Genomic DNA, 21,455 nt, shown 5'->3' on the forward strand with positions numbered 1-21,455 from the left:
TTATAAAAGGTGAAATACAAAAGAAACGTTTCGTTTCATTGGGGGGTAAGGAGCTTTGACTGAACATCTGTATAACAAATATGTGCAACATATGACCCTTGAAGAAAAAATAGCCCAACTGCTTCAGCTGGCAGCTCCTTTTTATGATGAACCGGGTGATGATTCAGAGATTACCGGCCCTATGGAAGAGCTCGGAATTGATTCCAACACCAAACGGGCTGCCGGTTCGGTACTGGGTATTGCAGGCGCGGAGAAAATGATGGCAGTTCAGAAGGAACACCTGGCCGGCAACAGATTGGGTATTCCACTGCTGTTCATGGCAGATATTGTCCATGGCTTCAAAACGATATTCCCTATTCCGCTGGCGATCGGCTGTTCCTGGGATCTTAAGCTTGCTGAACAAAGTGCTGAGGTTGCTGCACGTGAGGCAGCCGTATCTGGTCTGCATGTGACCTTTGCCCCGATGGTCGATTTGGTTCGTGACGCCCGCTGGGGCCGTGTGATGGAATCTACCGGGGAAGATACCTATCTGAATGCTGAGTTTGGGAAGGCATTTGTCCAAGGCTTCCAAGGAGACAATCTAAAGGATGACAAGTCCCGTGTAGCGGCATGTGTGAAGCACTTTGCAGCATACGGACTGGCCGAAGGCGGCCGTGATTATAACACTGTGGATCTTTCAGAACGTCAGCTGCGTGAATATTATCTTCCCGCCTACAAAGCGGCCATCGACGCAGGCGCCGAAATGGTTATGACTTCTTTTAATATTGTAAATGGCATTCCGGCCACAGCTAACCAGAGATTAATGCGTGGTCTGCTGCGTGACGAATGGGGATTCGAAGGGGTCGTGATCTCCGATTGGGCGGCGATTAAGGAAGTTATTGCCCATGGAGCAGCGGAAGATGACAAAGAAGCTGCTTTCAAGGCAATTCATAGCAGTGTTGATATTGATATGATGACCACAAGCTATGTGAATCATTTGCCGGAGCTTGTGGCTGAAGGGCTTGTCGATGAAGCCATGATTGACGAAGCCGTACTCCGGATTCTGAACCTGAAGGAGAAGCTGGGCTTGTTCGAGAACCCAATGCGCGGAGCTGACCCTGAGCTGGAACAGCAAATTGTGTTCAGTCAGGAGCATCGGTTGGTCTCCCGGAGACTGGCGGAGAAGTCGAGTGTATTGCTCAAGAATGAGAATGTTCTACCGCTTCAGGCTGACCAGCGGGTTGCCTTGATTGGTCCGTTCGCTGACAGCGGTGATATTCTTGGCTGGTGGTCCTGGACGGGGTCTAAGGAACTTGCGGTGAAGCTTGGTGAGTCCATGCAAAAGGTAAGCAGTGATCCCGGCAATGTGGTAATCGCGAAGGGATGCGGTATCGATACTCTCTCCGAGTCTGATCTTACTGAAGCGGTGAACGCTGCATCGGCAGCCGAGGTTATTGTACTGGCTCTTGGCGAAGCCTCGGACATGAGCGGAGAGGGGGGCAGCCGCAGTGATATCCGGCTTCCGGAGGCTCAGCTTGCGCTGGTCCGCGAGATGAAGAAGCTTGGGAAACCGCTGGCTGTTGTTCTTTTCAACGGGCGGCCACTTGATCTGCACGGAATCTTTGATGTGGCAGATGCGGTGCTGGAAGCCTGGTTCCCGGGCAGTGAAGGCGGCGCGGCGCTGGCGGATATTCTGTACGGCAAGGTGAACCCTTCCGGAAGATTGTCTATGTCTTTCCCTTATTCTGTCGGACAAATTCCTGTATACTACAATGCTTACAGTACAGGCCGGCCGAAACCTGAGGAAGAAACAGACAACCGTTATATTTCTCAATATATTGATATTCCCAATGAACCGCTGCTGCCGTTCGGTTATGGCCTAAGCTATACAACCTTTGCCTATGCAGATTTCTCTCTGTCGTCGGATACCATGACAGTAAGCCGTCCACTGGAGGCCAAGGTGACTGTAACGAATACGGGCAGCCAGGCCGGAACGGAAACCGTTCAGCTCTACATCCGTGATATGTCCGGTGAGACTGTGCGTCCGGTCAAGGAGCTTAAGGATTTCAGACAGGTGCAGCTGTCCCCGGGAGAGAGCAGAGAGATTGTTTTCCATATCGAGGAATCCCAGCTTCGCTATCACCACAGTGATTTGTCCTATACCAGTGATCCCGGCCGATTTACTGTATATGTCGGCGCCAGCAGTCGTGACACTCAGTCCGCAATGTTCCGGTTGGTATAATGTGTACATCGATAGCGGCATCTTACCTAATCAGATAAGGAAGTGAAATGAAATGACAATTGAATCTAGCACCAGGCTGTCGTTACAAAAGGGTAATTTAGCCTTTACATTTCTGGAGAGTGGTGATCTTTACCAGGCTCTGGGCGGCAAAATGATGATTAATCAGCTCCTGTCGAACAGCGTCGACGGTGCGCCGGGCAATTTATATGCAAGGCTTCATACTTCGAACGGAATTCAGGCATTTCCGCTGCTTGGCGTGAAATCAGCCAGCCGTTTCCGTAAGGACGGAGACCGCTTGGTATGGCAAGGCGATATTCCAGCAGAGCAGGTTGGACCAGGAGTAGAAGATGCTATACATTATCAGGTAGTCTTTTCCATGACAGATCTGGGAGCCTGGTTCTGGGATGTCTCCATCGAAGGCAGTGGCGTTCTTCTGGACGTGATCTATACTCAGGATGTGGGTATTGCGTCTCCTGGAGCTGTTACAAGCAATGAGGCTTATCTGTCCCAATATATCGATCATGCCGTATTTGAAAGTAAAGAGAACGGGTATATTGTATGCTCCCGCCAGAACCAGCCACAGGCCGGACAGTTCCCTTATCTTCAGCAGGGTTTGCTTGAAGGTGCTACGGGATATTCGACCGACGGCTTTCAATTCTTCGGTTTATCCTACAAGGAAACCGATCAGCCCGAGGCATTGTCCCAGGACAAGCTTGCCAATGAGATTTATCAGTATGAATTTGCCTACACAGCGCTGCAGTCAGCAAAAGTTCAGCTGGAAGGGGAAGTACGCTTCACGTTCTATGGACTGTTCCAGGAGGATCATCCGGCAGCAATTACGGAGCTTGAGTATAAAGAGACAGTCCAAAAGGCCTGGCAGCAGATACAGTCTCAGGGAAGCGTGTCTGCAGATGGAGAGTGGCTGAACGAGGTATCGGTTAAATCTCAGATCGGTGAACCATTGCAGACCCTTCCTTTGACAGGGGCTGAGCTCGATTTGCTGTTCCCTCATAAGTTCCAGGAGGAACGTGAGGATGGCAAATTGCTGGCTTTCTTTACTGACGGCTACGAGCACGTGGTGCTTAAGGATAAGGAGATGCTTGTCGAACGTCCGCATGGACAGATCCTAATGAGCGGTGATAATGCCCGGCTGAATCCTGAGGTAATGACTACAACCTCCTATATGTATGGTATTTTTAATTCCCAGGTAGTCGTCGGCAATACCAACTTTAATAAAATGATGTCCAATGCCCGCAGCGCATTAAACATCTACAAGACCTCGGGGCAACGTATTTATGTCTTTTCTGAAGGTCAATATCATCTGCTAACGATGCCTTCGCTGTTCGAAATCGGTTTTAACTATGTACGCTGGTATTATAAAACGGCCGGGGATACCCTGGTGATTACCAATTACACTACCATGAATGAGCCGGAGGTTAGACTGCAGGTCCGTTCTGCTGGCGGTATCGCTTACCGTTTCCTGATCACGAACCAGATCACCATGAATGTGGCTGAGTATGAGGTTCCCTATGAAGTGTCTCAGGACACAGCAGATGGAACGCTGACCTTCCGGGCAGCGAAGTCAGGCACCAGTGCGAAGGTATACCCTGAACTGGCTTACCGGATGCATCTGGACGGTGCGGCTTACGAGTTGGGCGATGAGTCCATCCTGGTAGAAGGCCGGGTTCAAGGCAGTGCATCCCTTGTGGTGATGGAGCTGCAAGAGAGTGCTGAATGGACCTTAACTCTGCAGGGACTGCTGGATGGCAAGGCTCGTCCACTCAGCTCCACTTCGGTTGAGACCGAGGCTAACCGGTACCGCGAGTTTTTGTCTGGAGTCATGAATGGGTTCAAGCTGACGGAAAAGGGGGGTACCGAAGGGGAGTTGTTCAAGGTAAATGCGCTGGCCTGGTGGTACACCCACAACATGCTGGTTCATTATTCCGTACCTCACGGTCTGGAACAATATGGCGGCGCTGCATGGGGAACCCGCGATGTCTGTCAGGGTCCGGTGGAATATTTCCTGGCCACCCACAAGTATGAACAGGTTAGAGAAATTCTGCTTACCGTGTTCGCCCATCAGTATGAGGATGATGGCAGCTGGCCGCAATGGTTCATGTTCGATAAATATACACATATTCAGCAGGAGGAAAGCCACGGGGATATTATTGTCTGGCCGCTGAAGGTGCTTGGCGATTATCTGCGGGCGACCCGGGATTACGAAGTTCTGGATGTGCAGCTTCCGTATACACGCAGACATCATTTTGACTTTACAGAAGGAACGGCTTCACTGCGGGAGCATGCGGTCAAGGAACTGGATTATATCAAGACGAATTTCCTGCATGATACGTTCCTCTCCTCCTATGGTGACGGGGATTGGGATGACACCTTGCAGCCGGCCAATGCTCAGCTGAAGCAGTACATGGTTAGCAGCTGGACCGTTGCATTAACGTATCAGACAGTGCTTGGACTATCTGGAGTACTGGCTGAAGTCGATGGTGCATGGTCCGGGGAGCTGAAGGAACTGGCGGAAGGAATCAAAGGTGACTTCAACCGCTATATGCTGGGAACCGATGTGATCCCGGGCTTCCTTTACTTCGAAGATCCTACCCATGCCAAGCTGTTGCTGCATCCCGAAGACAAGGAGACCGGCATCCAGTACCGGCTGCTGCCGATGACTAGAAGCATGATTGGCGAGTTGCTGACTCCTGAACAGACGGAGGAGCATTACAAGCTGATTCAAGAGCAATTCCTATGTCCGGATGGTGTGCGTCTCATGAATCACCCGGCACAATATGCCGGTGGTGTCAGTCTGCACTTCAAACGGGCAGAGCAGGCGGCGAATTTCGGCCGTGAGATTGGTCTGCAGTATGTCCATGCGCATATCCGTTTTGTTGAGGCGATGGCGAAGATCGGCAAACGGGATCAGGTATGGAAAGGATTGGCCGTCATTAACCCGATCGGTATCCGTGATGCGGTGCCAAATGCGGAACTGCGTCAGAGCAACTCCTATTTCAGCAGCTCGGACGGAAAATTCTCCAACCGGTATGAAGCACAGGAGCGTTTTGCAGAACTGCGTGACGGCTCGGTTCCGGTCAAAGGCGGATGGAGAATCTACTCCAGCGGTCCTGGGATCTACATGAATCAGCTGATCTCGAACGTGCTGGGTATCCGCGAAGAAGGCGGCGATCTGATCATTGATCCAGTATTGCCGGATGAACTGGATGGAACCCGTTTGGACTTCGACTACGGCGGCAAATCTGCTACGTTTGTCTACCATTGCGCACAAGGTGAACTAGTGTCGATTAAGGTAAATGGCCAGGAAGTTCCGGCAGAACGGCTGGCGAATCCGTACCGCCTGGGCGGACTGCGGATCAAGCGGGCTGATTTTGACCGGCTACGCAGCGCAGAAGGCACGCTAGTAGACATTTATATGTAAGCTTCATAGGAACAATATGCAATGCATTTTAAAAGCGGTCAGTGATGCTTGTATCCGTAACAGGATGACAAGAGGTCACTGGCCGCTTATTTTTTACATATAAGGATTTATATGTTTCACGCCATCAATCATCCTTCAGCTTGAAGAAGGGACTGCTTCTCAAACAATGAATGCAAGGATACGATTCAGTCGAACGATAAGAAGGTACCGCTTTTGCGAGATCGAAGTATTGCTCCGCATCCTGGGTTCTAAGGCTAGGAGTCTCAAGGGTAATCAGCTCGAAGTCGCAGTTGTTATCTAGCAAAAATACGGCAAGTTCCGGTAAACTCAGCATTAGTGCATCCCTCTTTCCATGGCGGAGAGGCCGAAATAATCAAGGCTCATCGCTTCACGGACTTCCTTCATCGTCGCACTGGCGATCCCCCGGGTGTACTTCGTTCCGGTTATTAGAATATCATCCACCAGGTGTGGCCGTGAGGCGTAAAAGGCCCGGCGCTCCCGCATGGGTGCAATCAGCTGCTCTAATGTCAATGTGACGCGTTCTTTGCAAGCTGTGCATCCCATGATCCCACGTTCACAGCCTTCGCGTATTTCCGTAAGCAGATCCGGCTCAAAAGCTTTATGATAAGCATAAATGGGGCAAATCTCCGGGTGTCCGGGATCATTTTTATGCACACGGGCGGGGTCTGTGACCGCTCTTTTTATTTTGTAGGCGATATCCTCCGCAGAAGAATCAAGTTCGATTGCATTGCCCAGACTTTTACTCATCTTAGCATTTCCGTCTGTACCAACAAGTCTCGGTGTATTGCTGATCATCGCTTGAGGTTCTACAAGTATTGGGTGATACAACTCATTGAACCGGCGCACAATCTTGCGGGCCAGCTCCAGATGCGGAAGCTGATCGTCACCAACAGGAATAATCGTTGCTTTGCAAATGGCAATATCAGCGGCCTGACTGACCGGGTACCCCAGAAATCCGTAATACAGCTCGTCTAGTCCGCGTCCTTTGGATTCAGCCTTAATGGTTGGATTGTGGCGCAGCGCATTGACGGATACGAACATGGAGAAATATACAGTGAGTTCAGCAATCTCTGGAATCATGGATTGAATGAAAATCGTAGACTTCTCCGGATCAATCCCTACGGATAAATAATCCAGAGTCATCTCGCGGATGTTGGTGCGAATTAGTTCCTGTTGTTCGAAATGGGTGGTCAGCGCCTGTACATCGGCCAGAAATACAAAGGATTCATACTGATCCTGTAAGAGCACCCGGTTCTGCAGACTGCCGGCATAATGGCCAAGGTGGAGCTTTCCGGTTACCCGGTCTCCTGTCAACACACGTTCTGTCATAAGTGAACATCCTCCTAAAATGGTTGTATACATATTTGTGAAGCTTGTGAAATTGAATTGTGAGCCGCCACCACCAGCCATCCTCCATGGCCATCACCCCCTTAAAAAACAAAATAACCCCGTCCGATAAGGACGAAGTTGTCGTTGTACCACCTTAATTGACTGCTCAGCCGCACTAAAGGTGCAGACTTTACAGTCTTCTCATTACGGTGCGGAGATGCTGTAACCCCTCATCCCGAGACCGTTCCCCTGATAACGGCGGGATTCCCGGCATTTCCCTACTGCACCCTCTAAGGATGGTTCGGAAAAGCAACTCCAAAGGCCATTCGACCATATCCTGGACACCGGTTCACAGCAACCACCGGCTCTCTGCAAGTCCACTGAGGAAATGTCTACTTACCCTTTTTCTGCGTTGTTTATTGTATATGGGGAATATTACCTTATGGTAGTTGGATTCGTCAAGCAGAGATGAAAAACAATAAGTTTGATTATGGATTATTCGAACATTATTAGTGGATAAGGAGGCAAATGATTAAGTTGTTATGGGATGGTGAATGAGAAGGTCATAACCGATTTTTTGGCAAAGTGATTGGAAACATTATATCGCTGCTTTTTATGTGGTACGCCTTCCATTTGGATTCACTGGTGATGCGGAATTTGACCGAGTTTATTCAAATCGTCTCGCTGCAGGACGAAAAAAGAACACCTACCTATCGGCGCAATATCACCTTATCTATAACTCCGGATGACCTTGAGCTTAGTAGAAGCATATAAAGCGAACAGGAGCAGCAGCAATCCAATGGAACCCATGACTGGACCGGGAGTGAAATGATCCGAGAGGTAGGAGACAATGGTCAGACCGATCGACGGAGCTACACTCATAACGGACCCCAGCACGCCGAAGACTCTGCCCTGAAGCTCTTCCGAAATTTCCAGCCGTAGAACGGTATTGATTAGCAGTGTGCAGAACGAGAATATGAATCCAATCAACAGAATGACAGGAATAGCTGCAGCCGCAGAAGGGACGAAGGATAACAGGATGTACATTGGGCCTAGACATAGCAGGCCGATCATAATCAATAAACCCCGCCGTTTGATTCGGGAACCGAGTATCATAATCAGGCCTGAGCCAATCATATAACCGAGCGGAATACAGGCTTCCATGAGTCCGAACTGGAACGGGCTGGACTTCCATACGTTGACGGCCATGACCTGGGTCAGCATCAGCGAAGGCATGAAGAATAACGTGAGCGTCGGAAGCATAATGATGACTGCCTTGGCAAAAGGAAACTTCCAGATATACCGCATACCTTCTCCAAGATCCTGAATAAATTTCTTCTTCTCTTGGTGCTCATGATTAACGCGAGTCGGCATCGGCAGGGAACGGACAGCAAGAACGAGAAGGAAGGAGACGAGAAATGTGAATCCATCGAATAAAATGGCGTCTGACGCACCAAAGGTTGCGACAAAGATTCCTCCTGCCGAAAAGCCTACCGTCCGGCAAATGTTCTCCGACAGATTAAGCATTCCAACGGCTTGCTGGACATGCTCTTTGCCAACAACGGTGATAATGGAAGACTGGTAGGCAGGAGACTGGAACAGGGCCGACACGGTGGTGAGCGCTGTAAGCACAGCCACAATAATGAAGGAAGAGGAAGGGACGGAGATGACCAAGGCGAGCACGATTACCAGCATGCAACTGATCAGATCTGTAATCAGCATAATCTTTCTACGGTTGGTCCGATCCGCGAACGTTCCTCCAATAGATCCGAGCAGTGAACTCAGCAATAGGTTAATGATCGTCAGTACAGCCATTAATTTGGCGCTGCCGGTGGTCTGGAGCACCCAAAGACTTAGAGCAATGCTATGAAAGGTATTGCCAAACAGAGAAATGGAAAAGGAACAGAGCAGCAGTAGAAATTTTTTGTTGGCCCAAAGTCCCGGGTAAGAGGGTGCAGCCGCAACCGCCTGTCTAGCCAAAACCGGATCGGACATAGTATTCTCCCCTTTCAACTTAAGCGTTTAAGTGAATCCGTAAAAAAAATTAGTCGACAAAATAGCAGTTATTGTCTTGCTCAGAATAGTCGGAATCGTGCAAAAGTTTAAGCATGAGTTCAAATGCGACTTCTGCCTTATCCCCTTGGAAGAGAAGCTTCTCCACGCTTTCACCCAGCATTTGCGGAGAATTACAGGTACAGATTACAGTCAGGTGCTCGAAGCCGCCTGTCTTCTCGACGTGGCTGCCAATGAATTCATTGATCACAATCGCCTGCTTGAAGCGGTGGTGATCCATTGCTGGACTCAAATCCTTTAGTTCGCGGATCTCGAAGACCGCCTCATCAGGCAGAGGAACAATGCTACGGATATAACGGGTTAGCAGCGAGTTGTTGAAGCTCTCCATAATCAAACAGACCTGCGACAGATCCTCCGGCAGAGCCTCTTCAAGCGCCGAGCGGTAATTGAACACCACCTGCTTGAACAGCTTATCTTCAATCATGCTGTCAATCAGAATCAGGGGAATACCCTCGACAAAGTGTCTGGAGATCGAGTAGAAGGATGCGTCCAGCACATCAATGAGAAACACGGCTTCCAGCTTGCGCTCGACAATAATGTCCAGCGAAGGGTTAGCTTCATCCAGTGAGTAGAGCAGCGTATGATAGCCGGCTGCTGTAAGCCGCTGCTCCAAGGCATGAATAAAGGCGAGCTGGGCATGAAGCTTCCAATAAGGCATATGCTCGGATTTGTGGACCAATACGCCTACGAGACCAGTTTTTTGGTTTGCAAGTGAGCGGGCTGCCAGATTCGGAATATAGCGAAGTTCTTCGGCCAGTTGCATAATCTGGCGCCGTGTTTTCTCAGGAATGGTCTGATTATCCACACGATTCAGCACATAGCTTACGGTAGCAACGGATACGTTAGCCCTGATGGCGATGTCCTTCATAGTTGTTTTTTTCAACAATCAAATCTCCTATTAGTCAATTTTCTAAAGATTAACATTAGAGCGGGTCAAGAGTCAATTCCGGATACGGAATGTCATGAAAATACTTTTATTTCTTTGTATTGATATAATATGTAAAATATTGTAGTATCAGCTTAATCGGTTAAGTCTATCGATTTTTGTCTATCATTTTCTCTATCATAGGAGGCGGTTATGCATGGACAATGTGGTGTTGTATCCCTTCAATAAGATCACGCAAGGGATGGTCAGATTCAGGGATTTGACGGATTTCAGGGTAGTGGCGGTTGTCGATTTTGTCCTGCATAAGGGTAAAGATGCTGCGGAGCTGGTTACAGGCAGAGCGGCGGGTATTCCGATTACGGACAACATCGAAGAGGTGCTTGAGGCTGCTGATACCTTGATTTTGAATGATCCGGGAACTTCGTTTGGCAATAACGAAAGCATATATGGCGAGCATAATCTCACTCAGCTGTGGAGAATGTTGGTTATCCGTGCCCATGAGCGAAAGCTGCGGATTATCAGTGTGCATGAAATTATTGACGGCCCCACCCTGGAATGGCTACTTAAGAATGGAATTACCATTGAGGTGGAGCCGCAAATCCCCGCAAGTCTGGAGCACCGGCTTCAAGCCGAATATGTATTTCCTTCCCCTGGTGATGAAGTAGCCACTTACTTATCTTATTTTGATGTAGACGCGCAGATAACCGCTTATAACCAGAATATTTGCAAGGTAGGGATATTCGCAACAAGAGGCTGCCTGGGAAAGTTTACTGCCCAAATGTCATTATTCAGAGAACTTAAGCAGGCTGGTGAGAAGGTCAAGGCGATTATAACCGAGCCTACTGCTTCACTGTTCAACCAACCGGGCGGGGATATTATGAAATTTATTGCCCGCAGGCCGCTGAATCAATACCCGTATTACATTCATGCAGCTGTCAGGGAGGCGGAGAGTGAAGGCTATGATTATGTGCTTTTGTCAGGGCAAGGTTCCCTGCTGCCGAATGAGAACTTCGTGATTGCAGCGACCAAGGTTTCTTATTTACGGGCTTTCCGGCCGGATCTGACGATCCTGATTGCGGGGTATGATGATGATGAGCAGATCAGAGACAGTCTCGATATTCTTCGCATATACGGCAATGCCGGCCGACCTTTCGCCATTCTGATCCCAGATAAATACGAAGTTGATTTTGGAGAATACATCTGGAAGACCCCTGAAGAAATCGAACGACGCAAGGAAGAGATCCGCAGCCGCTTTGAAGCCGAGCATGTCGAATCTGTGCTGGATATTGGCAGACTAGCCGCCAAGCTGTCCCAGTATAAGAAGACTGTCAGATTATGAACCGGGCGGAGGCAGCGAATATGAAGAGAGTCGTGCTGTATCCATTCAATAAAATAACGCAGGGTCTGGTTCGCTTTCGTGACCTGCTGGACGTGGAGATTGTGTCGGTGATCGACTTCGTACAGGAAGACGGACAAGATGCTGGAGAACAGGTAGACGGGAAACACGCGGGGATACTCATTCATAGGTCTATGGAAGAAGGACTGAATGGTGCGGACACTCTGATCCTAAACGATCCGGGCACTACTTTTGGCGGGAATAAGGGTGTATTCGCCGAGCATGATCTGGCCGGATTATGGCGCGAATTGGTCATGTACGCTTCAGACCGGGGCATAAAGATGGTTAGTGTGCATGAAATCTATGACCGGGATACGCTGAGCTGGATGGCCGAGCAGCAATTAAAGATCGAAGTGGTTCACAGTCCACGGGAGCATCTTCTTCAAGAGATAGACGAGCGTTACTCTACGTGCAAAACGGATATTGAGCGCTATCTGGAACAGTTCGAGCAGGAGGCGTTGATGTTTTCCCGCCCCCGGACGATTAAGAGGGTTGGGATTTTTGCCACCCGGGGATGCATAGGCAAGTTTACCGTACAAATGAATCTCTATCGGAAATTTCTGGCGCGGGGCATTCCGGTGACAGCCTTCATCACGGAACCAACCGGTTTCCTCTTCCGGCAGCCCGAAGGAGATATCTTCAAATTTCTGGCACACCGTCCGCTTCAGCAGTATCCGTATTATATAGATTCCGTTATTCATCAGGCTGAGCGCAGTGGGAGCGAGTGGATCATCATGGCGGGGCAAAGCTCCATCCTTCCTACTATGAATATTGCATTCAACTCTCTGAGATACGCGATGCTACGGACCTTTGACCCGGAGTTTGTACTACTGATTGCCGGTTATGATGATGACGAGCATATTCACGATGCGATTGAAATACTAAGAATCTACTCCAGGCGGCCACTTGCCCTATTGCTTCCAGATAAGATGGAGACCTCTTACGGGCAATATGAGATTTATCCCCAGGAACAACGAACCGCCCGCAAGCTTGAACTGGAACGGAAATTCCAAACTCATGTACTTTTTATTGAACAGGTGGAAGAAACCATGAACCTCATACTTGAAGCAGCGAATGCCGTCTCGGCCGGTTCAGGGATGTAATTATGCTGAATCCGGGCGAATGCATCTATCAGATTATCACCGACCGATTCTGCGAAGGCAATCCTGGCAACCGTCCACCGGCTGAGCTATTCAGTCCCGATTCAAGCAATCCGCGGAAATATCTTGGCGGCGATTGGGAAGGAATTATCTCCAGGATTGAGGACGGATATCTCACGGGAATGGGCATCTCTGCGATTCTGATCTCACAGCCGGCAGAGAACATTCATGTCTGCATGGGCGATGAAGCAGGCACGGCTTCCTATCATGGCTATTGGCCCAGAGATTTCCTCAGGCACAACCCTTATTTTGGTTCACTGGACACCTTCAGAGCTCTGGTGAACACTGCGCATGAGCATGGACTGAAGATCATCATTGATTTTACGCCCAATCATACATCACCGGCACTGGAACTGCAGCCTGCTTACATGGAGAATGGCGCATTGTACCGCGCTGGAGAGCTTGTGGCTGCATACTCGGGAGATATGGAGCGTGTGTTCCTGCATAATGGCGGCACTTCTTTCCTGAATGCCGAGGATTCGCTGTACCGCAACCTGTATGACCTTGCCGGACTGGATCAGATGAATCCTCAGGCAGATGAGCTTTTACGCGAAGGTATTGCTTACTGGCTGGATCAAGGGGTCGACGGGGTCCGAATTGACGCAGCCAAACATATTCCTCCAGGCTGGCTAACCTCATTCACTGGTTTCATTCATGCCAGAAAACCGGCGTATCTCTTCGGGGAATGGTTCCTGGAAGCACATGGAAGATCGCAGGATAATGCTGCGTTTGCCAATAACAGCGGGATGAGCCTGCTGCATTTCATGTTCACTCATTCGATGCGGGAGAGCTTTCACGGCGTAAGGGGTTTCGAAGCGTTCGCTGATATGCTGTGTGAATCATCTGGATGCTATAAGCATTTGTTCGATCAGCTTATTTTTCTGGATAATCATGATATGAGCCGGTTTACACAGGACTCGGACCCTTCGCTTACAGATCTGGCGCTTGTGCTGCTGTTGACTTCCGCAGGCCTGCCGGTCGTGTACTATGGAACCGAGCAGTACATGAGTGGAGGGGATGACCCGCTTAACCGTGCCATGATGAGTTCCTTCAGCAGAGAGACACCCGCCTACCGGATTATAGCGGAGCTTAATCGTCTAAGGGTAAGTAACCTTGCGATTGGTTATGGTAGTACGGAGCTGCTACATGTGAACACCAGGGTACTGGCATTTGAGCGTAGATACAGGGAAGATGTTGTTCTGGTCCTCCTCAATCTGGAAGAGAAAGAACATGTTCTGCCGCCACTGGTGACGTCCCTTCCGCAAGGCCCGTATTCCAGCATCCTGAGAGACGTGTTTGCAGATTGTGAAGTGGCTCCAGGAGCTGAAGGGGAGATACAGAATATGGTGATGGCTCCGCGGTCTGCTTATGTCTATGCGTATGAGTCTGATTCGGAGGAGACGGCATCCTTGCACTTCTACCCTAAAGCGGCGGCGCCGGGAAGCGAGCTAATTATTCAGGGAAGACATTTGGGTGACTCAGGCAGTCTGACGGTTGGCGGGTATGCAGCAACTGTTATTTCCTGGAATCCCGATAGGATCATTGCCAAGGTTCCGGCGATACCAGCGGGCACACATCACATACAAGGGCTGAGGAACGGGGAGACGGAGTTTCTGCTGACGGAAGAGCTGACCGTATGGACAGGAAAGCTGGTTACGGTAAGGCTGGTGGTCAAGAATATACTCACCGAATATGATTCACAGGTCTTTGTGACAGGGAATGTGTACGAGCTTGGAGCATGGGAAGTGGACAGGGCCGCAGGACCATTCTATAACCATATCGTCTATCGGTACCCCACCTGGTACTGTGACATTAGTCTGCCAGCGGATTGCGTGATCGAATGCAAATTTCTGCTAAGAAGTGAATCCGGTATCGTGCGGTGGGAGCAGGGAGTGGCCCATAGCTTGCATACGCCACCGGAGGGGGTATCCGAAATGATTGTGGAGTGGCAGGAGTAATGGCCGCCAAGAATTCATCCAATTGTACAAAAGGAGATGATGCGTTTGGATGAGAGATTGCAGTTTGATGGAGCGCGCCTGGTCTTCCAGACTACGCTGGGCGAAGACACAAGGAGCATGATTGCCTGGCATTTTAAAAGTGGATGGCATGAGCTGCAGCAGGCTGTCCGCCTTACCTCCCTCTCTGCCGACAATAAATTTGCACAGTTTCTGTTTCAGGTGGATAGGCCGCTTGGACAAGCGCTGGACATGCAAATTCCCAGGCCGGGAAACCGCTACTATTACGCAGATTTGGGGATAATCAAAAAAGTGCAAACGTTTGTACCGATTTTGAGGTCAAATATTTTATATATTTCTGAAGACCTCTTGACCGAGTCTGTGGACTGGCTATCCTTTCAAAGAGATCATTCCTCACCCCCGCTGCTGGAGCAAAATACATGGTGGGAATTCTTCACAGGTTATTCACTTATTGCACACTGAGAGATTTGGAGGGGGCAACCTATGCAATCAAGCGTATCTGTCTTAATCCTGTCCTGGGAGTATCCGCCTTTGGTGATTGGAGGGATTGCCCCTCATGTCTATGAATTATCCAGGCATTTGCAGGCTGATCAGACGGCAGTCCATGTAGTCACCAATACTGCGCCCGGGCGGCCTGTGCTGGAGGTGGAGAACGGCGTACACGTGCACCGTGTGAATTCTTATGAGAATTTGACTGACTTCGAGGATTGGGTGCTTCAATTCAATCTGGCGATTGTGGATTACGTGACAGCTCAGCTAAGCGGGAACATCAGGTTCGACCTAATTCACGCGCATGATTGGCTGGTCGGTTATGCGGCTCTTCTATTGCGCCAGCGCCTTCACCTGCCGCTTGTTACGACGATCCATGCTACAGAACACGGAAGAAATCAGGGATTATTCACGCCGCAGCAGCAAACGATCCATACCATCGAACACGAACTGGTCTCCTCGTCTGACAAGGTTATTGTATGCAGTCTGCACATGCAAAATGAAGTCTGCGCCGTGCATACCCTGGACAAGCAAAAGACAGAGGTGATTCCCAACGGTATTGATCTCTGTTCACTTGAGCTCATGCCTGCCCATTCTTTCAGAAGAGAACATTATGCGCAGGATGGCGGAAAGATTGTCTTGTTCATTGGAAGGCTGGTCAAGGAAAAAGGGGTGCAGGTACTGTTGCAAAGTATGCATGAGGTGATTCGGGAATTCCCGCACTGTACATGCATTATCGCAGGCCGGGGCCCCATGCTGGCCGAACTTGAAGCAAGTGCGGCCGAGCTTGGTACAAGCATCCGGTTCACTGGCTTTGTGGATAGTCTGGAGAAAAGCTATCTGCTGGAGATTGCTGATGTTTGTGTATTTCCCAGTTTGTATGAGCCCTTCGGTATTGTAGCGCTTGAAGCGATGGGAAGCGGTACCCCGGTAATTGCGTCAGATATCGGAGGACTTGCAGAGATTGTGGAGCACGGGCGGACCGGGCTCATCAGCATTCCTGATGAGCCCCATATGCTTGCGGGCCGGATTCTGTATCTTCTCCGTAATCCTGAGGAGGGGGACCGGCTTGCGGAGGCAGCCCTGCGGGAAGTCCGGCTGCGGTATGACTGGCACCCTATTGCTGAGAGAACCAGAGAAGTCTATTCCGCGCTGAGCGGCGTGAGATTATGAAGAAGGCAAGGTGCTGAGATGACATCTTTTTTCACCCTCAAAGAAGAGATTCTTGATCTATCGCTCTGTACTTCCTGTGGATTATGCGCCTCAGTATGCCCTCAAGGCCTGCTGGCAATGAACGGGGATTCCGTTCCGCTTCCCGTATTTCAAGGCATGGAGAGCCAAGCAGTGGACACCTGCGGAAGCTGCAATCTCTGCTCGGAAGTGTGCCCGGGGTATGACACAGGTGTGATGGAATCCGAGCGCCGCATTTTCGGCCGCAACCGATCCGAGCTTGAACGCTGGACCGGTATTTACCTGTCCACCTATCAATTATCGGCTGCGGACCCGGAGATCCTGGGCCGGGCAGCAGCCGGCGGGGCGGCGACGATCCTGGCGATCACGGCGCTGGAGGAGAACTTAGCCGATGCGGTGATTGTGGTAGGGAGAGATCAAGAACGTCCCTGGGTGCCGAAGGCATACCTTGCCGATTCGGTGGACCGGATTATCGAATGCGCACAGACCAGCTACTGCATTACGCCGAATCTGGATCTGTTAAAGGACGGCAGATATGACAAGATAGGCATTATAGGTGTGCCGTGCCAGATTCAAGGAATCAACAAGCTGCTGAATCTTCCGGAGCATCTGCCTTCCTCTATGCTGGCTGGCAAGGTAGCGTTCACGATTGAGCTTGGATGTGCTTCTAATACCTCCCTTGGCGGTACTGAACATCTGATTACAGAGATCCTCGGCATCGATTTGGCTGATGTTGTCTTTATGCGCTACAGGGAAGGGCAATATCCTGGACAATTCGTGGTCAGGACAAGGCAGGGTCAGGAGCATTATCTCCCCTTCTATAGGCTGGTGGAGGAGTTCAAGAAGTTCAAGACCTTTCGCTGCCTGGCTTGCCCGGATTGGTGGTCAGGTGTTGCCGATATCTCGATTTCGGATGGGGACCCCAATATTTTTGATTCCAGCAAGGCCGGAGTATCCGCCAAGGCTTCATCCACGGTTATGGTGCGTACGAGGACGGGAGCTGATCTACTTGCGCTTGCGCTGCGCCGGAACGCGGTGGAACTAGTCGATTATATCTTCGAGAACAACCTTGGACTGGAGCGTAAAAGGCAGCGTTACCGCAGCTACGCGGCGAAGGGCGACCGGCGGATTCCGCTGGCTCCCGGAAGAGATATGGACTATTCGCAAATACTCTCGGATGACGAGGTGATCAGAATTGGAATTGGTACAGAACAGGGTCGAGCTACCGGCCAAGTGTGACTTGCGAATCAGAGCGAAGCGGGATGTAGGCTCTTTGGTGTTCCATTCGATTCCCGGAGACAAATCCATCTCTCAGCGGGCCATTGTCCTGAACGCTATCGCCGAAGGCAGAGGCACTGTACAGGGTGTGCTGCGTTCCCGTGACATTCAGAGCTGCATCGCTATTTTGCGCCAATTAGGTGTAACGTTTGCATGGAATGGTGATGACCTGTCAGTCTATGGGAGAGGGCTGCGGGGCTTGCAGGTACCAGAGGGCAGACTTGAGGTTGGGAATACGGCCACATCGGCCCGGCTGATCCTGTCTGTGCTGGCAGGACAGCCCTTTGCAGCGGAACTTGGCGGGAACGCACTGCTATCGGCAAGGCCGATGGATTGGGTGGTTCAGCCTTTGATGGACATGGGGGCCTCTATTGAATATCTTGGTGTAAAGGGCTGTCTGCCTTTGCGGGTTCAGGGAGCATCGCCATTGTCTCCGATAGACATGGAAGCCACCGTATTCAGCGCACAGGAAAAGTCAGCTCTGCTATTCGCGGGATTGTTCGCGGATGGGATCACGCGTTATCGGCAAAGCTGCCAAAGCCGTGATCATACCGAACGCCTGATGCGATATTTCGGCATTGATATTCAGGCCGAGGGCGATCTTACTTCCCTGAGGGGAGGTAGTTACTTTTCCGCCAAGGATGTGATTGTTCCAGGCGACCTGTCCTCAGCGGCTTTTCTGCTGGCAGCATACGCTATTCGGGGAATGGAGCACAAAGGCAGCCTGGCGATTAAACGAGTGGGTGTCAATCCGACCCGGATGGGGTTCTTCCACCTGCTTAGGGAGATGGGACTTCACTTGATGCTGCAAAAGGAAGAGGATCTACTATCCGGGGAGCCCATTGCAGATATCTATTGTATACCTGGAGCCCGGTTGTCTCCTGTCCTTGCTGAAGGTAACGAGCGGATACAGAGCTTGATTGACGAGGTTCCTTTGTTGGCTGCGGTATCGGCGTTCGCAGAAGGGAACACTGTAATAAGGAACTGCCGGGAATTACGAGACAAGGATACGAACCGGATTCAGACTACTGCGGGGGTACTAAGAGCTTTTGGCATAGAAACCTCATGTGGTGAAGACGATATGGTCATTCATGGCGGCAAGCGTCCATCACCTGCTATTGTAGACAGCTCAGGTGATCACCGGATCGCCATGACCGCCGCTGTTCTCGCCAGCAGTATGGATGAGCCTTCGATTATCCGCAACTGCAGCTGTATCGACGTATCCTACCCGGGTTTTGTAGAGGACCTTTCGCAGCTAGCTCATATTGATATTTTGCGTTCAGAATGATAATCGGTACTTTTTGCTGAAAAAGCCCACAGCACTGCATGATGCAGTACTGTGGGCTTCTGTGACTTTCGAGTAATATTATTTAGTGGTAACTGTATAGATTTCTGACACAGGTCCGTCGGTGAGCTTCAGCTTCGTTTTACCGTCAGCGCTCATTTTATAGAGGCTCTGATTATCCTCAGCGTTATAATAGTAGATTCCTGATACATCGTTAAAGATGGAGCTATTATCCCAAGTTACGCCATTTAATTTGGTTAAGGATAGATCCGCATTTACAGCATAAGCCCCGCCGCTTGCATAAAATATGATTTGTCCGGCGGCTGTACCATTCTTCAGGTTATAGACATTTGTCACCTGGCTTAGGGCAAGTGTTTTTGTACTGGTTACTTTACCGTTGGCGATAGTACTGATGTAGCCTTTACCATTGCTTCCGACGTATGCCAGCTTGTTTCCGCCCATATCGGCAAGGCTGACAACCCCGCTTTGATTGAGCTGAAACGATTTCCCGTTTTTATCTATCGCATAGCTTTTGCTCTTGGAATACACGTAATCATCATTATCGTCTACTGTAACCCCTTTGTTATAGACATAATAATCATTGGACCAGAAGCCTGAATAGGTTGCATTCGCATCCAGCGGGCTTTTGGCGTTGGCTGCCTTGGGGTTTCCGCCATTCACCGGAAGAGTGTACAGAACCATGGAGTTCAGAGAATAATACGTTTCCGCAGGTTTGATATCTACCATTACAGAAACCGTAGAAGGACTCGAATGGATATAGGAATAAGATGGAATGGCACCTTGAGCGATATACTGTACATTTCCACTGCCGTCCCGGGACTTCGAGGCTGCCCAGGTGTTTGTGCCGTTCTTCAAAACATTGTAGTAAATGCGGCCATTCTCCACGGAGAAGCCTGGGAATTCTGTATCTGCGTTATTCGCAATTTGCTTGATCTGGGTATCATCAGCCGCATCAGCCAACGATCGGTAGATCACGCCATTGTCATCCATGAAATAGATGAAGTCACCTTCGATTTGGTAAAATAAAATATCCTTGTCGCCGGCAAAGTTGCTGATCAGCGCACCTGGTTCGGTCAGAGACAAACGCTGCAGCTTGCTAGTGTCCTCATTATCAAAGAAATACAAATACTTGCTGGTTGCGTTCAGATAGGACCCCTCGAAATACTCAGAGATCATCTGAGCGCTACCCCCGGCAGTAGGTACACGATATAAGGCCCCGTCTTCCGAGCTATAGTAAGCATACCCATTCTCCGCTGCCGCTGCGGATGCGTGTGGAGTCAGCTTTCCTACCCCTAGAGCAGAGCTGATCAATACACCTGCAAGCAGGATGCACCCCAATCTTTTAGCTAACCTCTGAATCTTCTTCATTTGACGACTCCTCTGTAGATGAAATGGTATGAGTAAAAAACTATACCTTACTAAGATATCGGATTAAACGAAGGAAAATATATGAAGCAAAAGAACCATTATTATCCTCTTGAAACATGAGCTGAATGAATATAGTAAGGGCTAAATGGCATGTATAAATGTGCAAATAACAAAAATCCCATAACTGAAAGTAACTGCCTATAGGGTTGTGAATGATTATCCAATGGTTTTTACAACAATTCCTTCATGGTCGGTGATATGAGTAGGTACGATACGCACTGCAAACTCCGGCCAGTCTGTGAGACGATACAGCCCTGCTACCGGACGGAGAATTTCTGATATGGCTTCCGAGACAGCCTCATCCAGCTTAAGGACAACATTATCATTCTGAATTTCGATGCTGCGAGTGACGCTTGTCTCGAAGCTGACCGTAACCTCAGGACCGGCCAAAGTTAAGATTCGTCCTTTTAGGAGTCTCCCATGCAGCAGCTTGCCTACGATCTCGGCCTGCTTAGCTCCCAGCTGCAGAGTCTGGATGGAATCGTCTTCCGGGTTCTCCCAAGCTAATTGATCGACGTATAGTGCACCGGTATTGGAGCCTTCGCTTTCACTACCCAGCCTTACGGCTTCGGCGATTGCAGGGAGCTTGAGGAGTGAATTCCGATGTAGATCAGTTATATATAGCGGAATGTGCTCTGACATTTCCATCAACACGCCCAGAGTATTCCAGACCTGCATTGCCGACAGTTCATCATTCGTGATCCCCACAAGCTGGAGGAATTCTACCCTGCCATTAGGAGTGTCTATTCCTGGAAGCAGAGGGTCTGTAATAAAAGCCAATGCTGACAGCGCCGTCTCCGACTCAAGGGCAATCGGCCCATTCGCATCCATATAATCCCCGGAACGGAACACATTCCCGCTGTTAAACACATAACGGCCCAGATTCTGCAGCAGATTCAATGCCCAAGCCGGAGGCTCATCTTCAGCAGCGGATTTGAATAACCGGAAGGTCAATTCGAAGCCATATCCGCTGTACCCGGGATCTTCCGTTTCTTTTTCATACAGCTCCGAAAATCCGTAGGTTACAAAATGCCAATGTGGCAGGGGTTCACGTACTTCGTAAACACTGATTCCATTCAGCGGATCTGGTCCGCCAAGCATGTAGGGTATGGCGGTTCCGTAATGCTTCTGCTCCTGTTCTCCATAGAGCTGCTCCAGAGCTTCATCTATGGCTTCCCAGCCATCTGCGTTCAATTCTTCTTCGCTCATATGTTTTCCCTCCCAGAATGTGGTCGGGAACTAGTTTATCATGATAGATTGGC

General features: G+C 49.9%; 15 protein-coding genes and 1 pseudogene. 10 read left to right on the top strand and 6 right to left on the bottom strand.

From position 1 onward, the window contains the following. The first annotated feature begins 55 nt into the window (after positions 1 to 55). Positions 56 to 2,221, top strand: coding sequence for a glycoside hydrolase family 3 N-terminal domain-containing protein (locus A3849_RS11990; protein WP_074111634.1), 2,166 nt, complete (start codon positions 56 to 58; stop codon positions 2,219 to 2,221). A 52-nt stretch (positions 2,222 to 2,273) separates the two neighbouring features. Then, positions 2,274 to 5,660: a GH36-type glycosyl hydrolase domain-containing protein gene (locus tag A3849_RS11995; protein ID WP_074111635.1), complete on the top strand. Its 3,387-nt coding sequence runs from the start codon at positions 2,274 to 2,276 to the stop codon at positions 5,658 to 5,660. A gap of 124 nt (positions 5,661 to 5,784) precedes the next feature. Here A3849_RS11995 and A3849_RS12000 read toward each other — a convergent pair whose 3' ends face one another. After that, positions 5,785 to 5,994 (bottom strand): hypothetical protein, encoded by a 210-nt coding sequence (locus A3849_RS12000; protein ID WP_074111636.1) that lies wholly within the window; start codon positions 5,992 to 5,994, stop codon positions 5,785 to 5,787. Then, on the bottom strand, positions 5,994 to 7,010 hold the full coding sequence (gene trpS, locus A3849_RS12005; RefSeq protein WP_074111637.1) for a tryptophan--tRNA ligase: 1,017 nt from the start codon (positions 7,008 to 7,010) through the stop codon (positions 5,994 to 5,996). Before trpS ends, A3849_RS12000 begins: the two co-directional genes overlap by 1 nt. Before the next feature lie 576 nt (positions 7,011 to 7,586). Between trpS and A3849_RS33960 the strand changes: the two are divergent. Next, positions 7,587 to 7,784: pseudogene (locus tag A3849_RS33960) on the top strand (hypothetical protein); the annotation flags it as partial. Here A3849_RS33960 and A3849_RS12015 read toward each other — a convergent pair. Continuing rightward, positions 7,740 to 9,005, bottom strand: coding sequence for an MFS transporter (locus A3849_RS12015; RefSeq protein ID WP_074111639.1), 1,266 nt, complete (start codon positions 9,003 to 9,005; stop codon positions 7,740 to 7,742). The pseudogene A3849_RS33960 and the gene A3849_RS12015 sit on opposite strands and share 45 nt — an antisense overlap. Positions 9,006 to 9,054: 49 nt before the next feature. After that, positions 9,055 to 9,966, bottom strand: a complete 912-nt coding sequence (locus tag A3849_RS12020; protein ID WP_074111640.1) for a LacI family DNA-binding transcriptional regulator — start codon at positions 9,964 to 9,966, stop codon at positions 9,055 to 9,057. A 199-nt stretch (positions 9,967 to 10,165) separates the two neighbouring features. Here A3849_RS12020 and A3849_RS12025 point away from each other — a divergent pair, with 199 nt between their 5' ends. The 7 genes from A3849_RS12025 to aroA are packed head-to-tail and all read left to right on the top strand — an operon-like array spanning position 10,166 to position 18,747. Then, positions 10,166 to 11,308 (top strand): DUF1611 domain-containing protein, encoded by a 1,143-nt coding sequence (locus A3849_RS12025; RefSeq protein WP_074111641.1) that lies wholly within the window; start codon positions 10,166 to 10,168, stop codon positions 11,306 to 11,308. A gap of 20 nt (positions 11,309 to 11,328) precedes the next feature. Then, a complete protein-coding gene (locus tag A3849_RS12030) occupies positions 11,329 to 12,468 on the top strand; it encodes a DUF1611 domain-containing protein (RefSeq protein ID WP_074111718.1) in 1,140 nt (379 codons plus the stop codon). A gap of 2 nt (positions 12,469 to 12,470) precedes the next feature. After that, positions 12,471 to 14,483, top strand: coding sequence for an alpha-amylase family glycosyl hydrolase (locus A3849_RS12035; protein ID WP_074111642.1), 2,013 nt, complete (start codon positions 12,471 to 12,473; stop codon positions 14,481 to 14,483). Between the two features lie 45 nt (positions 14,484 to 14,528). After that, positions 14,529 to 14,963, top strand: coding sequence for a hypothetical protein (locus A3849_RS12040; protein WP_074111643.1), 435 nt, complete (start codon positions 14,529 to 14,531; stop codon positions 14,961 to 14,963). A gap of 21 nt (positions 14,964 to 14,984) precedes the next feature. After that, positions 14,985 to 16,163, top strand: a complete 1,179-nt coding sequence (locus A3849_RS12045) for a glycosyltransferase family 4 protein (RefSeq protein ID WP_074111644.1) — start codon at positions 14,985 to 14,987, stop codon at positions 16,161 to 16,163. An 18-nt stretch (positions 16,164 to 16,181) separates the two neighbouring features. After that, the gene (locus tag A3849_RS12050) at positions 16,182 to 17,420 is read left to right on the top strand and encodes a Coenzyme F420 hydrogenase/dehydrogenase, beta subunit C-terminal domain (RefSeq protein ID WP_074111645.1); all 1,239 of its coding nucleotides are present in this window, start codon (positions 16,182 to 16,184) and stop codon (positions 17,418 to 17,420) included. Beyond that, complete coding sequence (aroA, locus tag A3849_RS12055) at positions 17,377 to 18,747, top strand: 3-phosphoshikimate 1-carboxyvinyltransferase (protein ID WP_256700745.1); 1,371 nt, start codon at positions 17,377 to 17,379, stop codon at positions 18,745 to 18,747. Before A3849_RS12050 ends, aroA begins: the two co-directional genes overlap by 44 nt. Before the next feature lie 78 nt (positions 18,748 to 18,825). Here aroA and A3849_RS12060 read toward each other — a convergent pair whose 3' ends face one another. Together A3849_RS12060 and A3849_RS12065 are read right to left on the bottom strand one after the other, a co-directional pair. Continuing rightward, complete coding sequence (locus tag A3849_RS12060) at positions 18,826 to 20,133, bottom strand: DUF5050 domain-containing protein (protein ID WP_074111646.1); 1,308 nt, start codon at positions 20,131 to 20,133, stop codon at positions 18,826 to 18,828. Positions 20,134 to 20,349: 216 nt separating this feature from the next. Beyond that, a complete protein-coding gene (locus tag A3849_RS12065; RefSeq protein WP_074111647.1) occupies positions 20,350 to 21,402 on the bottom strand; it encodes a suppressor of fused domain protein in 1,053 nt (350 codons plus the stop codon). Positions 21,403 to 21,455: the final 53 nt, after the last annotated feature.

This window comes from Paenibacillus sp. P46E (assembly GCF_001909095.1).
Taxonomy (GTDB): Bacteria; Bacillota; Bacilli; order Paenibacillales; family Paenibacillaceae; genus Paenibacillus_AQ; species Paenibacillus_AQ helianthi.

Excerpts from the sequence above, each read along its gene's own strand:
- A3849_RS12050 (WP_074111645.1), top strand. The coding sequence starts at position 16,182 with ATGACATCTTTTTTCACCCTCAAAGAAGAGATTCTTGATCTATCGCTC.
- trpS (WP_074111637.1), bottom strand. The coding sequence starts at position 7,010 with ATGACAGAACGTGTGTTGACAGGAGACCGGGTAACCGGAAAGCTCCAC.
- A3849_RS12025 (WP_074111641.1), top strand. The coding sequence starts at position 10,166 with ATGGACAATGTGGTGTTGTATCCCTTCAATAAGATCACGCAAGGGATG.
- A3849_RS12015 (WP_074111639.1), bottom strand. The coding sequence starts at position 9,005 with ATGTCCGATCCGGTTTTGGCTAGACAGGCGGTTGCGGCTGCACCCTCT.
- A3849_RS12030 (WP_074111718.1), top strand. The coding sequence starts at position 11,329 with ATGAAGAGAGTCGTGCTGTATCCATTCAATAAAATAACGCAGGGTCTG.
- A3849_RS12045 (WP_074111644.1), top strand. The coding sequence starts at position 14,985 with ATGCAATCAAGCGTATCTGTCTTAATCCTGTCCTGGGAGTATCCGCCT.
- A3849_RS11995 (WP_074111635.1), top strand. The coding sequence starts at position 2,274 with ATGACAATTGAATCTAGCACCAGGCTGTCGTTACAAAAGGGTAATTTA.
- A3849_RS12065 (WP_074111647.1), bottom strand. The coding sequence starts at position 21,402 with ATGAGCGAAGAAGAATTGAACGCAGATGGCTGGGAAGCCATAGATGAA.
- A3849_RS12060 (WP_074111646.1), bottom strand. The coding sequence starts at position 20,133 with ATGAAGAAGATTCAGAGGTTAGCTAAAAGATTGGGGTGCATCCTGCTT.
- A3849_RS12000 (WP_074111636.1), bottom strand. The coding sequence starts at position 5,994 with ATGCTGAGTTTACCGGAACTTGCCGTATTTTTGCTAGATAACAACTGC.
- A3849_RS12035 (WP_074111642.1), top strand. The coding sequence starts at position 12,471 with ATGCTGAATCCGGGCGAATGCATCTATCAGATTATCACCGACCGATTC.